The sequence below is a fragment of the Kitasatospora sp. NPDC053057 genome, assembly GCF_044546945.1.
In the GTDB taxonomy this organism is placed as follows: Bacteria; Actinomycetota; Actinomycetes; order Streptomycetales; family Streptomycetaceae; genus Kitasatospora.
The window spans coordinates 110,173-125,002 of record NZ_JBITZP010000020.1 but is presented as its reverse complement, the minus strand read 5'-3'; the positions used below and the strand labels follow the sequence as shown (position 1 = coordinate 125,002).

The 14,830-nt window shown below is 74.0% G+C and carries 9 protein-coding genes; 1 reads left to right on the top strand and 8 read right to left on the bottom strand.

The genetic code is table 11. From position 1 onward, the window contains the following. Positions 1–226 precede the first annotated feature (226 nt). From ACIG5E_RS22095 to ACIG5E_RS22070, 6 genes are all read right to left on the bottom strand, one after another. Positions 227–2,059: a hypothetical protein gene (locus ACIG5E_RS22095; protein WP_396535724.1), complete on the bottom strand. Its 1,833-nt coding sequence runs from the start codon at positions 2,057–2,059 to the stop codon at positions 227–229. A 119-nt stretch (positions 2,060–2,178) separates the two neighbouring features. Beyond that, the gene (locus ACIG5E_RS22090; RefSeq protein ID WP_396535722.1) at positions 2,179–3,984 is read right to left on the bottom strand and encodes a GMC oxidoreductase; all 1,806 of its coding nucleotides are present in this window, start codon (positions 3,982–3,984) and stop codon (positions 2,179–2,181) included. Positions 3,985–4,088: 104 nt separating this feature from the next. Then, on the bottom strand, positions 4,089–5,732 hold the full coding sequence (locus ACIG5E_RS22085) for a succinic semialdehyde dehydrogenase (protein ID WP_396535720.1): 1,644 nt from the start codon (positions 5,730–5,732) through the stop codon (positions 4,089–4,091). 121 nt (positions 5,733–5,853) lie between these two features. Further along, positions 5,854–7,635 (bottom strand): protein kinase, encoded by a 1,782-nt coding sequence (locus ACIG5E_RS22080; protein WP_396535718.1) that lies wholly within the window; start codon positions 7,633–7,635, stop codon positions 5,854–5,856. A gap of 162 nt (positions 7,636–7,797) precedes the next feature. Beyond that, positions 7,798–8,901 carry a protein kinase gene (locus tag ACIG5E_RS22075; protein WP_396535716.1) on the bottom strand — a complete coding sequence of 368 codons (1,104 nt, stop codon included), beginning with the start codon at positions 8,899–8,901 and terminating at the stop codon, positions 7,798–7,800. Positions 8,902–8,966: 65 nt separating this feature from the next. Next, positions 8,967–10,967, bottom strand: coding sequence for a protein kinase (locus ACIG5E_RS22070; protein ID WP_396535714.1), 2,001 nt, complete (start codon positions 10,965–10,967; stop codon positions 8,967–8,969). Between the two features lie 252 nt (positions 10,968–11,219). On the opposite strand from ACIG5E_RS22070, the gene ACIG5E_RS22065 reads away from it, so the two are divergent. Then, positions 11,220–11,786 carry a hypothetical protein gene (locus ACIG5E_RS22065; RefSeq protein ID WP_396535712.1) on the top strand — a complete coding sequence of 189 codons (567 nt, stop codon included), beginning with the start codon at positions 11,220–11,222 and terminating at the stop codon, positions 11,784–11,786. Positions 11,787–11,858: 72 nt separating this feature from the next. On the opposite strand, the gene ACIG5E_RS22060 is transcribed toward ACIG5E_RS22065, so the two are convergent. Both ACIG5E_RS22060 and guaB read right to left on the bottom strand, forming a co-directional pair. Next, positions 11,859–12,986 carry a GuaB3 family IMP dehydrogenase-related protein gene (locus ACIG5E_RS22060; protein ID WP_396535710.1) on the bottom strand — a complete coding sequence of 376 codons (1,128 nt, stop codon included), beginning with the start codon at positions 12,984–12,986 and terminating at the stop codon, positions 11,859–11,861. A gap of 160 nt (positions 12,987–13,146) precedes the next feature. After that, positions 13,147–14,649 carry an IMP dehydrogenase gene (gene guaB, locus ACIG5E_RS22055; protein ID WP_396242150.1) on the bottom strand — a complete coding sequence of 501 codons (1,503 nt, stop codon included), beginning with the start codon at positions 14,647–14,649 and terminating at the stop codon, positions 13,147–13,149. Positions 14,650–14,830: the final 181 nt, after the last annotated feature.

Here is a 14,830-nt window from a genome sequence, read left to right as displayed (position 1 = left end):
CCGACCCGCCGCCGCACGGGAGCGCGCGCCCCGCTCCACCGGCCACCCACGCCGGCGGCGAAGGGGCACGACCGCGAGCCAACCGACAGGACGGCGCTCCTCCCCCGGCGCCGTCACCTCCAGCACCTGGCGCAGCCCTGACGCCGAGTGCTGAGCGACAAAGGGCCCCGTTCCCCCGCGGGGCCCTTTGCCCTTTTCCGGCCGTCTCCTACGGGTGGTCGCGCTCCTACGGGTGGTCGCGCCAGACGCTCGGGTCCACCGCCTCCTCCGGCGGCCGCGGCGCGTCCGCGGGCAGCGGCGCCCCGGCGGCGGGAGCGGGGGGCGCGTCGTGCGAGCCGAGCACCTCGCTCACCCCCACCACCGGCGCGTCCGCCACCGGCCCGGCCGGGTGGGGCACCTCCGGCGGCACCGGCCCGTACGGCGGCGCCTGCGGGGGCACGCCGGGCGGCACCGGGCCCTGCGGCGGGATCCCGTACGCGGGTCCGGCCGGGTACGGCACCTCCGGCGGCACCGGGCCGTACGGCACAGCCGCCCCGCGGCCGCCGAGCGCCGCCAGCGACGCGGGCACCAGCAGCGCACCGACCAGCGCCCAGACCACGCTGGCCACCAGCACGCTGAGGAACACCAGCCCCGCCGAGGTGTCCTGGGTGGACGTCGAGTTGTTCACCCCGCCCCAGCTGCCCGACGTCGGCGCCAGGAAGGACATCGAGGTGCTGGCCAGCCCGCCGGACGCCGCCGTCAGCGCGGTGAGCAGCGCGGCGTACACGGCCGCCAGCCGGAGCCGGTCGGCCGCGTCCAGCTGCCGCCGGTAGGCCGTCCAGCCGAGCAGGGCCGCCGCGGCGAGTGCCAGCAGGCCGGCCCAGCGCCAGTCGGCGGTCTCGCCGTGCAGGTCGAAGAAGGAGAACTCCCGGTGGCTGTCGCGGTACTCGCTCCACCCCGGGCCGGAGTCCATGGTGCTGTCCGAGCGGAGCGTGGCGCCCGAGCCCAGGCCGAGCAGCAGCAGGCCGAGGTTGGGCAGGAAGGCCAGCGAGAGCGCCGTCTGCCAGCCCTGGTCGCTCGTGACCGCGACCAGCACGAAGGCCGTCACCGAGGCCAGGCCCAGGATCAGTGCGAGCGCCTGGCCCGCCGTCAGCACGGCCACCGCCCAGCCGCGCACCGACCGGCTGCGCCAGGCGGCCCAGCGCAGCGCGTCGGTGCCGTAGACGGCGAAGGCCAGCAGCCCGCCCACCAGGAGGGTCCAGCCGACCGCCCACAGCCAGTCGGAGTCCGTGCTGAGGGACGGCTTCCCGAAGCTCGGGCCGGAGCCGTAGTAGTCGCTGTCGGCGTTCCCCGGATTCCAGCTGCTGCCGGCGACCAGCCCGAGCACCACGGTCACCAGGCCGAGCACCACCGCCGTGCGCAGCGCCTCGCCGGCCGCCTGGGCGCGGGACAGCTGGGAGCCGTCCGCCTTGCGCCGGCGCAGCCCGGCCCGCAGGCCGAGCCAGAGCGCCAGGCACCACAGGACGGTGACCGTCATCGGCACCAGCCAGAAGGTGACGTCCAGGTTCTCCGAGCGGCTCCTGGTGACCGGGTTCTGGAAGCCGAGCCGGAACGGCGCGCCCAGCGCGTTGAGCGCCATCGCCAGGGTGGAGAGGAAGCGGTCGCCGAAGTCGGGCGTGGGGAAGGCCCGGTCGAGGGTGTAGTCGCTGGGTATCGCCGCGACCAGCGCCGCCAGCAGCAGCACCGCGGTCGGCCCGACGGCCGCCCGCAGGGCCGGGCGCCAGTTCGTGCCGGTCAGCCAGCGCACCAGCGGCGACTGGACGGCCTTCGGGTAGTACGGCTGCCCGGCGCCCCAACTGCCCACCGCGGGCGGCCCGCCGGCCGGTGGGTACCCGGCGCCCTGGCCGGGCGGCGGCGGGTGGTACCCGGGCGGCACGGTGGGCGGCGGCCCGTGGGGCGGCTGAGGTACGGCGGGCAGGGCGACGGCCGTCGGGGGCGGGGGTGCCGTCGGCCGTCCGCACGAGCCGCAGGCGGGCGCCCCCTCCACCGAAGTCGCGCCGCACGATGCGCAGTTGGCCATGGACCGCATTCCCCCCGCTCGACGAGTTCCTGGTCCCCCAGGGAGCCCGTTTATCCCATCGGACCCGAACGGATGTCAACCGAGTGACGGGCCGGGCGGGTTGGCCCTCCGAGCCCGGTTCAGTCGCGCTTCTTCGGGACCTCCGGGACGGGCAGCAACGGCAGTCGCAGCGCACCGAAGGCGCCCTCCGGCACGGCCGGACGCACCGGCGCCACCGGGTCGACCCGGCGGTAGGCCTCGCCCTGGGCCGGGCGCCGGTCCGCCTCGCCCTTGTTGGGCCACATCGACAGCGCGCGCTCGGCCTGCGCGGTGATGGTGAGGGACGGGTTGACGCCGAGGTTGGCGGAGACGGCCGCGCCGTCCACCACGCTGATCCCGGGGTGCCCGTACAGCCGGTGGTACGGGTCGACCACGCCGGTCTCGGGGGCGTCGCCGATCGGGCAGCCGCCGAGGAAGTGCGCGGTCATCGGGATGTCGAAGATCTCGCCGACGGTGCTGCCCGCGAAGCCGTTGATCTCGTCGGCCAGCGCCTGGGCACCCTGCTCGGCGGCCGGGATCCAGGTCGGGTTGGGGGTGCCGTGGCCCTGGCTGGAGGTGAGCCGGGGCTTGCCCAGCGGGCCCTTCTTGAGCGAGACGGTGATCGAGTTGTCCAGCGACTGCATCACCAGGCCGATGATCGTCTTCTCGGACCAGCCGCGCTGGTTCATCGAGCGGGCGAAGGTCACCGGGTGGAGCGCCGAGTTGCCCAGGTAGCGCAGCCAGCGCGGGGCCTTCCCACCGCCCTTGACCTGGGCGATCGACAGCGCGCCCATCGCGTTGGAGCCCTTGCCGTAGCGGACCGGCTCGATGTGGGTGTTGGCGTCCGGGTGGATCGAGGAGGTGATCGCGACGCCCTTGGTGAAGTCCGCCTTGGTGCCGTAGCGCCGGTCGGTGGTCTGCGCGCCCACCAGCGCCTCGGAGTTGGTGCGGGTCAGCTCGCCGAGCCGGTCGGAGATCCGGGGCAGGTGGCCGGCGTCGCGCATCCGGTGCAGCAGCGACTGGGTGCCGTAGGTACCGGCCGCGACCACCACCCGAGCGGCGGTGATGGTCCGGGCGCCGGCCTTCACCCGGTCGGTCTTCGACCGGGAGTCGGTGCGGCGCACGTCCACCGCGAAGCCGGGGTTCCCGTCGGCTCCCCGGTGCTCCCGGATCCGGGCCACCGTGGTCAGCGGATGGATCTCGGCGCCGCCCCGCTCCGCCAGGTACAGGTAGTTCTCGGTGAGCATGTTCTTGGCGCCGTGCCGGCAGCCGGTCATGCACTCTCCGCACTCCACACAGGCCTTGCGGGCCGGGCCGGCACCGCCGAAGTACGGGTCGGCGACCTCCTCGCCGGGCGCCGCCTTGGCGGCGCCGTCGGTGTCCTTGCCGTCCCCGAAGAAGACCCCGACCGGCGCCATGTGGAAGGTGTCCCCGACGCCCATCTTCTCGGCGGCCGCCTTGAGGTGGACGTCGGACGGCGTGACGGTCGGGTTCAGCCGGACCCCGAGCATCCGCTGCGCCTGGTCGTAGAACGGCGCCAACTCCTCCTGCCAGTCGGTGATGTGGCGCCACTGGCGGTCCTCGAAGAAGGCCTTCGGCGGCACGTACAGGGTGTTGGCGTAGTTCAGCGAGCCGCCGCCGACCCCGGCGCCGGCCAGGATCAGCACGTTGGCCAGCAGGTGGATCCGCTGGATGCCGTACAGCCCGAGCTGCGGCGCCCACAGGTAGTTCGGCAGGTCCCAGGAGTTCCGCGGCAGTTCGTCCCGCTCGAAGCGCCGCCCGGCCTCCAGGACGGCGACCCGGTAGCCCTTCTCGGTCAGCCGCAGCGCCGCGACCGAACCGCCGAAGCCGGAGCCGACCACGACCACGTCGTAGTCGAACTCCGCCGCATCACCGGACTCCACCATCTGCCACTGCTCCTTCGGGGGTCGAACCTGCCTTGGGGGGAAGCTGGTCGGCGCTACTCGAACCGCGGACCTACATGAACCGCAGCCCTACTCGAACCGCGGACCTACTTGAACCGCAGCGCCTTGAGCGCCCGCAGCCCGCCGGTCATCACGGCGGCGAACTGCTTGTCGTCCAGCCCGAACGAGGGCGCGATCGGCATCAGCCGCTGGGTGGCGATGGTCTGCGCCTCGGTGAAGCGCAGGATGCCGTCGGCGCCGTGCCGCCGGCCCAGCCCCGAGTCGCCCATGCCGCCCATCGGCGCGGCCACCGAGCCGTACGCGGCCGCGTAGGCCTCGTTGACGTTGACCGTCCCGGTCCGCAGCCGGGCCGCGACCGCCCGGCCGCGCCGCAGGTCCCTGGTCCAGACGCTGGAGTTCAGGCCGTACGGCGTGGAGTTGGCGGCGGCCACCGCCTCCTCCTCGGTGTCGAAGCGGTAGACCGAGACGACCGGTCCGAAGGTCTCCTCGCCGCAGACCGCCATCTCCGGGGTCACCCCGTCCAGGACGGTCGGCTCGTAGAAGTACGGGCCGAGGTCGGGCCGGGCCCGCCCGCCGGTCAGCACGGTGGCGCCGGCCTTGACCGCCTCCTCCACGTGCCGGGTGGTGGTGTCCAGCTGCCGGGCGGAGACCAGCGAGCCCATGTCGGCGCCGTACGCCAGGCCGCCGCCCAGCCGCAGCGCCCGGGTGCGGGCGACGAAGCGCTCCAGGAACCGGTCGGCCACCGAGCGGTGCACCAGCAGCCGCTCGATCGAGATGCACAGCTGCCCGGCCGAGGAGAAGCAGGCCCGTACGGCGCCCGCGGCGGCCGCGTCGACGTCGGCGTCGGAGAGCACCAGCATGGCGTTCTTGCCGCCGAGTTCGAGCGAGGCGCCGACCAGCCGGGCGGCGGCGCGCTGGGCGACCTCGCGGCCGGTGCGGGTGGAGCCGGTGAAGGAGACGTAGTCGGCGTGCTCCACCACGGCGGGGCCGATCACCGGGCCGTCGCCGATCACGACCTGCCACAGGTCGGCCGGCAGCCCGGCCTCGATCAGCAGTTCCCGGGCCCACAGCCCGGTCAGCGCGGTCTGGGTGTCGGGCTTGTTGACCACCGCGTTGCCGGCCACGAAGGCGGGCAGCAGGTCCCCGACACACAGCTCCAGCGGGTAGTTCCACGGCGAGATGTGGCCGATCACGCCCTTGGGGCGGCGGGCCTCCACGGTGTGGGTGAGCACCGGCAGCGCGCCGCCGCGGCGCCGGTCCTTCAGGTAGCCCTGCGCGGCGCGCCCGTAGTGCCGGGCGGCCATGGCGACGGCCAGGACCTCTTCGAAGGCGTGCAGTCGGGCCTTGCCGGTCTCGGCCTGGACCAGGTCCAGCACCTCGTCCTGCCGCTTGAGCAGCAGGTCGTGGAAGCGCAGCAGCACGGCCGCGCGGCGGCGCACCGGCAGCGCGGCCCAGGCGGCCTGGGCGCGGCGGGCCAGCTGGAAGGCGACCTCGACGTCGGCCGGGGTGGACTGCGGCAGACCGGCCAGCCGCTCACCGGTCAGCGGGGCGACGGTCTCCACCACGCTGGGCTCGGCGGTGGCGGTGACCCCGGTGGCCAGCCGGTCGACCAGGGAGCGGGGGACGGCGGACGCGACGGTCCGGCCGCCGCCGGGGGCGGTCGGGTTGCCGCCCGCGGGGGAGGCGCCGGGGTGTTCGGTGGCCACTGCATCTGCTGTGAGGTCCGACATACGGCGCAGCCTAGGCCTTCGGCGCCCGGCGCGGTACCCGTCGGTAACAAGAATCTGCCGCAGTCGGGCGAAAGCGGGGCGCTCCGCCCTTACGGGCCACCACCCCGCCCGGTGCCCCGGCTCAGCGGGTCGGCGTGAAGGCGTTGAGCACCGTGTGGAAGCGCTGCAGGGCCTCGTTCCACTCGTTGCCCTTGTCCGGGCTGGAGGAGTAGACGGCGTACGCGGTGCCGTCCTCGTCGATGAACTCGGTCTCGATCGCGCGCCGGCGGCCACCCTCCTTGGCCGCGTAGCTGAACTCCCAGACGGCCGCCTCGCGACCGTTCACCGCGGTGCTCGCCATCCGGTGCTGCTTGTAGTCCTTGAGCGACTTGGAGACGCTGGCCTCCATCTCCCGCATGTGGTCCAGCGGCTTGACCGACTGGCCGACGGTGACCGCGAACTGCAGGTAGTGCGTCCTGCCGTCGGGGCTGTAGAAGATCTGGTTGCTGTCGGTCCCGATGCTGCGCTGCCAGGCCGGGTTCCCGGTCGGCAGCGGGAAGCGGAAACCGGCCGGGTCGTCGACCCAGCGGTAGCCGGCGGGCGCGTCCGCGCCCGGGGTCGCGGTGCCGGTCGCCAGCGCGTCGGAGGGCTCGGCCGTGTCCGGTTGCGCGGTCGGGGTGGGGTCGGCGACCGGGGAGCCGGACAGATGCCGGGTGGCGAAGAAGGTCGCACCCGCGGCCAGCACGCCGACCGCCACCGCGATGGCGACGAGCTTCATCCGGTTGCGGCGTCCGGCCGGACCACGCGCGGGCGCGGCGGAGTGCACGCCCGGCGCCCCGACGGCGGTGTGCGCCTGTACGGCGGCGGGCACGCCCCCGGCGGTGTGCTGAACGGTGGGCGGGACCGTGCCCGCCACGGCGGTCACGGCAGCAGCCGGACGTGGATCGGTCGGCTCCTCCGAGCCCTCCGCCGACGACTCGGCGGTCCCGTCCGGCCCCTCGCAGCGGTCCACCACCGGCACCGACTGGGTGGGGGTGCGCACCGGCGTGGCCGACGGCCCCACCGACGTGAGCCCCATGGTGTGCCCGGCCTGCACCTCGGCCAGCATCCGAGCCGCCTCGTCCGCGCTCGGCCGGTCGGCCGGATCCTTGGCCATCAGCGCGGCCAGCACCGGCCCGAGCGGACCGGCCCGGCGCGACTCCGGCAGCGGCTCGTCGACCACCGCGGCCAGCGTGGTGATCGGCGAGTCCCGGCGGAACGGCGACTGGCCCTCGACCGCCGCGTACAGCGTCGCCCCGAGGCCCCACAGGTCGGAGGCCGGCCCGGGCCGCTCGCCCTGGGCGCGCTCGGGCGCCAGGTAGTCCGGCGAGCCGACCAGGTCCCCCGGCCGGGTCAGCTCGGTCGAGCCCTCGTACTTGGCGATGCCGAAGTCCAGCAGCACCACCCGCCCGGTGCCGCGCTCCAGCAGCACGTTGGCCGGCTTGACGTCCCGGTGCAGCACGCCGAGCTGGTGGCCGCGGTGCAGCGCGGCGAGCACCTGGCTGCCGACCTCGGCGGCGGCGCGCGGCGGCAGGGTGCCGTCCTGGCTGATCACGTCGGCCAGCGAACGGCCGTCGACCAGCTCCATCACGATCCACGGCCGGCCGTCCTGCTCCAGCACGTCGTGCACGGTGATCACGCCGGGGTGCTTGATCCGGGCGGCGGCGCTGGCCTCGCGCTTCATCCGCGTGTGCAGGATCTGCAGGTCCTCCTCCGGCAGGTGGTTGACGGTCAGCTCCTTGACCGCGACCTCGCGGTCAAGCATCCGGTCCCAGGCCCGCCAGACCGTGCCCATCCCGCCCCGACCGAGCCGCTCGCCGAGCTCGTACCGCCCGGCCAGCAACCGCTCCGCTTCGGCCGCCTCCGGCCGGTCCTGCACGCCCATCGGCGACCGCTCCCCCTCTCGATTCCACCTGCCGTCACCGCGGCGGAAAGCCCGCTGCAGACCACTGTTCGAACAGATCCCACGGACACCCTAGGCGTACCTCGCCGAGCCCGGTAATCTCGCCCACCCCCCGGACCTGCGGACCGGCGGGTGACCGGACCGTCAGCCCGCGAACAGCACCACGGCGACGATGCCCAGCACCAGCAGCAGGAACACTCCCCCCACCAGCAGCGGCCCCAACAGGGCCGGGGATATCCGGGAGCTCCTCCCCCCGCCGCCCCGCGCCGCGCCGGCCTCCGGCGCGACCCCGTCCGACCGCCCGCCCCGCCCACGCCGACGCGGCCGCAACGGCACCAACGGCGCCTCCGGCTTCAGCTCCACCTCCCGCGCCGCCCGCTCCTCGTCGGCCGGCTCCGGGGCGCCCGCCAGCAGCGCCGCCAGTTCGCCCCGCACCACCTGGGCGGTGGGCCGCAGCGTCGGGTCGGGCTGCAGCAGCCGCTCGACCAAGGGTGCCAACGGCCCGCAGACCACCGAGGGTTCACGTCGCCCGTCCCGGACCGCCGTCACCAGCTCCGGCACACCGGCCTCCGGGAACGGCGAGCGGCCGGTGACCATCCGCTGCAGCAGCGCCCCGAGCGACCAGCAGTCCCCCGCCGGCCCGCCGTCCAGCGGCCAGCGCTCGGCCACCGGGCCGACCAGCGTGGCCCGGACGTCGTACCGCCGCCGTCCGCCCGGCCCGCCGAGGTCCTCGGCCAGCGCCTCCTGCGCCACCCCGGTGAGCAGCCCGCCGAGCATCGCCGCGCCGTCCTCGCAGACCAGCACCGACTCGGCGGTCACATTGCCGTGGGAGATCCCGGCCTCGTGCAGCGCCCGCAGCGCGCCGGCCAGGTCGGCCGCCAACTCTGCCGCCCGGTACGGCGGGAGCGGCCCGGCGGTGAGCAGTTCGGCCAGCGTCCAGCCCGCGGGCCGCTCCTCCACCGTCCACAGCAACTCGCCCTCGACGAAGGCGCCGACCCCGCGCAGCAGCCGCGGATGCCAGGTCGGCGCGGCCGAGCCGACCGCCGCCACCCGCCGCACCAGCCGGTCCCCGTGCCCGGGGTTGGGCTCGTCCGGATCCTGGCCGGCGGTCAGCAGCGCGGGCAACTCCACGGCGCGCAGCAGCACCGACTCACCGGTGTGCTCGTCCACCGCGGACGCGCGCAGTAGTTCGGGACGGTCCGTCAGCCGGTACCGACCCGCCAACAACTGGCCAGGGCTGCCTCGCATGCCAGTTCCTCTCGCTCACCGAGCAGCCTACTGAGCGGCTCCTTCAGCGCCTGATCGGCTGAGCCCTACGGTGCCGGCTGGAAGCTGTTGAAGACGACGTCTCGGGCGGGAGCCTGCGCGGCCCACTGGGCGTCAGGGACGATCCAGTAGATCGAGTAGCCGTACTTGGCCGGGTTGCCGGTCACGAAGCCCCGGTTCAGCGAGTGGGTCTTGGGCGTGCCGTTGGTCCACTCCCAGTCCGCGGCGTTGCTCCACTGCCGGTAGGTGATCGCCGCCAGGTTCAGTCTCTGGTAGTTCGTCACCTGGCCGCGGACGTTGGGCTCCGAATCCTGCCAGTCACCGAGCGCGCTCGCGCCGGGCGAGGTGGTCCACTCGATCCGCAGCTGGCTGCCGTCTGCCGAGTTCTTGAAGATCCGCCGGTTGGAGTCCGACCCGACCGGCTGCAGCCAGTCCGGCAGGGTGACGGAGAAGCCGCTCGGGTCCTGGTACACGTGGTAGCCGGCCGGCACCGCGCCGCCCGTGGTCTGGGTCGGCGCCGGCTCGGCCGTCGGCGCCGGCGTCGGCGCCGACGTCGGCGCCTGGGCCGCAGTGGTGGCCGCCGGCGGCGGCGCGGCGGCCGAGGAGTCCGCCGTACCGGTCGGCTCGGCGGCCGTCCCCGCAGGAGCCGGCTCGGTGGAAGGCGCCGCCGGACTCTGACCCGGCGTGGCCCCGGTGGTCGCCGCGACCGGCGAGGTGGCACCCGCACCGTGGGTGCTCTCCCCCTTCGCACCGCCGTCCCCACCGCCCACGGCCTGGGCCACCGCAACGATCCCGGCGATCAGCAGCAGCACCAGCACCACGGTGACCACCGCCAGCCGCCGCCGCCCCTTGCGCGGATCGGCCCCGGCCGCCTGGGTCGCCCCCATCGTCCACTCACTGGTCACCGGCCGGATCGGCTCGGCCGCCGGACTCGGCGCCGGCTCGGCCGCAGCCTTCGCAACGGGCGCCTCGTCCCGGGCCCGACTGCCCACCCGGACCGTCCCCAGCAGCCCGCCCACAGTCCGCTTCGGCGGCTCCTTCGCCGCGCCCGCTTCCCCGCCCCCGGCCTTCTCCGGCTCGTTCCCGGCCTTCCCGGCCTTCTCGGCCTTCTCCGCCCCGGCCTCGCCCTTCTCGGCCTTCTCGCCCTTCGACTCCCCGGCCACGGCCGACGGCTCGACCGGCATCGCGTGCTGGGTGGTCGACTCGGCCTTCGCGGTCGACTCCGCCACCACCCGCTTGAGCATCGACCGGGTCTGCGAGGCGTCCAGCCGCTTCGCCGGGTCCTTCTCCAGCAGCCCCTCGATCACCGGCAGCAGCGGCCCGGCGTTCGCCGGCGTGGTCAGCTCCTCGGTCATCACCGCGGTCAGGGTGGCCAGCGCCGAGCCGCGGTCGTACGGCGGCCGCCCCTCGACCATCGCGTACAGCGTGCCGCCCAGCGACCACAGGTCGGCCGGCGGCCCGGGCTTCTGCCCGCGCGCCCGCTCCGGGGATATGTACGAGGGAGCGCCGACCAGCATCCCGGTGGAGGTGATCGAGGCGTCGCCCTCGACACTCGCGATCCCGAAGTCGGTGAGCACGACCCGGCCGTCCTCGCCGATCAGCACGTTGGACGGCTTCACGTCCCGGTGCAGGATGCCCAGCGCGTGCGCCGCGCTCAGCACGCCCAGCACGTCCAGCGCGATCTCCGCCGCCCGGGCGGGTGCCAGCGGCCCGTCCTCCCGGACGACGTCGGCCAGCGAGCGGGACTCGACCAACTCCATGACGATCCACGGCCGGTCGTCCTCGTCGACCACGTCGAAGACGGTCACCGCCGAGTTGTGCCGGATCCGCGCGGTCGCCTTCGCCTCGCGCAGCGTCCGGACGATCAGCCGGTGCTTCTCCTCCTCCTCGACGCTGGCGTTCATCCGCAGTTCCTTGACCGCGACCGTCCGGCCCAGCATCTCGTCCTCGGCGCGCCAGACGGTACCCATGCCACCGCGTCCGAGCACGCCGTTCAGCCGGTAGCGGCCGGCCAGGAGGCGGCCGGTGGAACCCTGCGCCTGGGTCATTCGGAACGTTCCCCCATGTGCTGCTGGCGGTCGTGGTGACGGCGCGTCGGCCCGGCCCGGGCCCGAACGCCCAAGCCTCCATCATCCCCTGTCCGGAGGGCCGACTACCACCCGCCCCCCGGCCCAAGCCGGGACGAACCGGAACGGGTGCGACGCTCCGTGCCCGATCTGTGATCGAAAACTCGCCAAGATCTGCCCGAAGCGCTGCTACCGTTCGGCAGCTCATAGTCTTTCCGGGGGGACTCGACGCCCATGACCGCACCCGCACCGGGCGCTGACGGCCCATCGCTCCGACCGCGCACCGCCCAGCACTACTCGGTCGCACCCGCCCTGGAGACCCCCGAGGGTTACGTCGCCCCCGGCATGCCCGGCGTCCCGGTCACCGGCTACGACCCCGGCACCCCCGCCGCCCACCGGCGCACACCCCGCCGCCGCACCGCCCTCGCCCTCCTCCTGGCCCCGCTCGCCGCCCTGCTGGCCGGCCTGGCCTACGGCTGCGCCCCGCTGCGCGCCGCCGACAGCCTCGGCTGGCTGGCCATCGCCCAGGCCGGCCTGGTCGCCCTCCCGCTGGGCCTGCTCGGCGGCCGAAACCGCTTACTCCCGCCCCTCGGCGCCCTGCTCTCGGCCGGCGCCCTGCTACTCGGCCAGCTGACCCAGCAACTCCGCGTCGTGCACACCGGCACCAGCACCCCGCGCGGCCTCCTCCACGACACCCTCACCTCCTGGCGCGCCGACCTGCGCCCCCTCGACCTCACCTTCTACGCCATCGCCCTGATCGGCGGCTTCCTCCTCACCCGCCGCACCGCGAACCGCGCCTGACCACCCCCGGAAAGCCCGAAGGCCCCCACCGGCAATCCGGCAGAGGCCTCCGTACCTGCGTCAGCACACCCCTCAGCGGTTGTCCAGCGCCGGGTTGACCGTCACCTCGACCCGCTGGAACTCCTTCAGCTCCGTGTACCCCGTGGTGGCCATCGCCCGCCGCAGCGCACCGAACAGGTTCATGGTGCCGTCCGGAGTGTGCGACGGCCCGGTGAGGATCTCCTCGGTGGTGCCGACCGTGCCGAGGTCCACCCGCTTGCCGCGCGGCAGCTCCTCGTGGACGGCCTCCATGCCCCAGTGGAACCCCTTGCCCGGGGCGTCCGTGGCACGGGCCAGCGCAGCGCCGATCATCACCGCGTCGGCGCCGCAGGCGACCGCCTTCGGAATGTCCCCGCTGTAGCCGACGCCACCGTCCGCGATCACGTGCACGTAGCGGCCGCCGGACTCGTCCATGTAGTCGCGGCGGGCGGCCGCGACATCGGCGACGGCGGTGGCCATCGGCACCTGGATGCCCAGCACGTTGCGGGTGGTGTGGGCGGCGCCGCCGCCGAAGCCGACCAGCACGCCGGCCGCGCCGGTCCGCATCAGGTGCAGGGCCGCGGTGTAGGTGGCGCAGCCGCCGACGATCACCGGGACGTCCAGCTCGTAGATGAACTGCTTGAGGTTGAGCGGCTCGGCGGCGCTGGAGACGTGCTCGGCCGAGACGGTGGTGCCGCGGATGACGAAGACGTCGACCCCGGCGTCCACGACGGCCTTGGAGAACTCGGCGGTGCGCTGCGGCGAGAGCGCGGCGGCGGTGACCACGCCGGAGTCGCGGACCTCCTGGATCCGCTGCTTGATCAGCTCGGCGCGGATCGGCGCGGCGTAGATCTCCTGCAGGCGGCGGGTCGCGGTGGCCTCGTCGGTGATCGCGGCGATCTCGTCCAGCAGCGGCTGCGGGTCCTCGTAGCGGGTCCAGAGGCCTTCGAGGTTCAGCACGCCCAGGCCGCCGAGGCGGCCGATGGCGATGGCCTGCTGCGGCGAGACCACGCTGTCCATGGGGGCGGCCAGGAACGGCAGCTCGAAGCGGTAGGCGTCGATCTGCCAGGCGATCGAGACCTCCTTCGGGTCACGCGTACGCCGGCTGGGGACGACGGCGATGTCGTCGAAGGCGTACGCCCGGCGGCCGCGCTTGCCTCGCCCGATCTCGATCTCAGTCACTTCGAGCCCTTCTGGTTTGTTGCTCATGCCCGCCGGGTCACCCCGGCCGCCCCCAGTATCCCGTACTGCCGCTGGTGGCGCCCCGACGGCCCGGCCTCCGAACAGGCCGAGGGGCCCGCCGCTGCAGCACAGCGACGGGCCCCTCAGCCGATCGGTCCGTTCAGCGGGACGAGTAGTTCGGCGCCTCGACGGTCATCTGGATGTCGTGCGGGTGGCTCTCCTTGAGGCCCGCCGAGGTGATCCGGACGAAGCGGCCCTTGCTCTCCATCTCGGCGATGGTGCCGGCGCCGACGTAGCCCATGGTCTGGCGCAGGCCGCCGACCAGCTGGTGCAGCACGGCGGACAGCGGGCCGCGGTACTGCACCTGGCCCTCGATGCCCTCGGGGACGAGCTTGTCGTCCGAAGCGACCTCGGCCTGGAAGTAGCGGTCCTTGGAGTAGGAGCGGCCCTGGCCGCGGGACTGCATGGCGCCCAGCGAGCCCATGCCGCGGTAGGACTTGAACTGCTTGCCGTTGATGAACAGCAGCTCGCCCGGGGACTCCTCGCAGCCGGCCAGCAGCGAGCCCAGCATCACGGTGTCGGCACCGGCGGCCAGCGCCTTGCCGATGTCGCCGGAGTACTGCAGGCCGCCGTCGCCGATGACCGGCACGCCGGCCGCCTGGCAGGCCTGGGCGGCCTCGTAGATGGCGGTGATCTGCGGGACGCCGATGCCGGCGACGACGCGGGTGGTGCAGATGGAGCCGGGGCCGACGCCGACCTTGACGCCGTCCACACCGGCGTCGATCAGCGCCTGGGCGCCGTCCCGGGTGGCGACGTTGCCGCCGACCACGTCGACCCGGACGGCCGACTTGATCTTCTCGATCCAGGCCAGCGCGTTGTGGCTGTGGCCGTGCGAGGTGTCGACGACCAGGAAGTCCACGCCCGCCTCGACCAGGGCCTGGGCCCGGTCGAAGGCCTCGGCGCTGGCGCCGACCGCGGCGCCGACCAGCAGACGGCCCTCGGCGTCCTTGGCGGCGTTCGGGTACTGCTCGGCCTTGACGAAGTCCTTGACGGTGATCAGGCCCTTGATCCGGCCCTCGTCGTCGACCAGCGGGAGCTTCTCGATCTTGTGGCGGCGCAGCAGCGCCATCGCGTCCTCGCCGGAGATGCCGACCTTGCCGGTGATCAGCGGCATCGGGGTCATGATCTCGCGGACCTGGCGGCTGCGGTCCGACTCGAAGGCCATGTCGCGGTTGGTGACGATGCCGAGCAGCTTGCCGGCCTCGTCGGCGATCGGCACGCCGGAGATGCGGAACTTGGCGCACAGCGCGTCGGCCTCGGCCAGCGTGGTGTCCGGGCCGACCGTGATCGGGTCGGTGACCATGCCGGACTCGGAGCGCTTCACCAGGTCGACCTGGTTGGCCTGGTCCTCGACCGACAGGTTGCGGTGCAGCACGCCGACGCCACCCTGACGGGCCATCGCGATGGCCATCCGCGCCTCGGTGACCTTGTCCATCGCCGCGGACAGCAGCGGGATGTTGACGCGGACGTTCCGGGAGACCCGGGAGGAGGTGTCGACCTGGTTCGGCAGCACCTCGGAGGCCCCGGGCAGCAGCAGGACGTCATCGAACGTGAGCCCGAGCATGGCGAACTTCTCGGGTACGCCTGCGGCGTTGTAAGACATTTGGGGAGTACCTTCCGTGGCCGGCCTAATCCGCTCGCGCCCAGAGGGAAGGGGCGCGTTGATCGCTCACTCGCGCAGACGGCCGAAAGCCGGGTGGCCTGGAGGAACCTCCAAAGGAACCCCGTGCGCACCCGCGAAACTTTGGCAACCTGCCCAGGCGCCGATACCCCATGGTACTGGC

Bases quoted from the DNA above. Each gene is read 5' to 3' on its own strand.
- ACIG5E_RS22095 (WP_396535724.1), bottom strand. From the start codon at position 2,059: ATGGCCAACTGCGCATCGTGCGGCGCGACTTCGGTGGAGGGGGCGCCC.
- ACIG5E_RS22090 (WP_396535722.1), bottom strand. From the start codon at position 3,984: ATGGTGGAGTCCGGTGATGCGGCGGAGTTCGACTACGACGTGGTCGTG.
- ACIG5E_RS22085 (WP_396535720.1), bottom strand. From the start codon at position 5,732: ATGTCGGACCTCACAGCAGATGCAGTGGCCACCGAACACCCCGGCGCC.
- ACIG5E_RS22080 (WP_396535718.1), bottom strand. From the start codon at position 7,635: ATGGGCGTGCAGGACCGGCCGGAGGCGGCCGAAGCGGAGCGGTTGCTG.
- ACIG5E_RS22075 (WP_396535716.1), bottom strand. From the start codon at position 8,901: ATGCGAGGCAGCCCTGGCCAGTTGTTGGCGGGTCGGTACCGGCTGACG.
- ACIG5E_RS22070 (WP_396535714.1), bottom strand. From the start codon at position 10,967: ATGACCCAGGCGCAGGGTTCCACCGGCCGCCTCCTGGCCGGCCGCTAC.
- ACIG5E_RS22065 (WP_396535712.1), top strand. From the start codon at position 11,220: ATGACCGCACCCGCACCGGGCGCTGACGGCCCATCGCTCCGACCGCGC.
- guaB (WP_396242150.1), bottom strand. From the start codon at position 14,649: ATGTCTTACAACGCCGCAGGCGTACCCGAGAAGTTCGCCATGCTCGGG.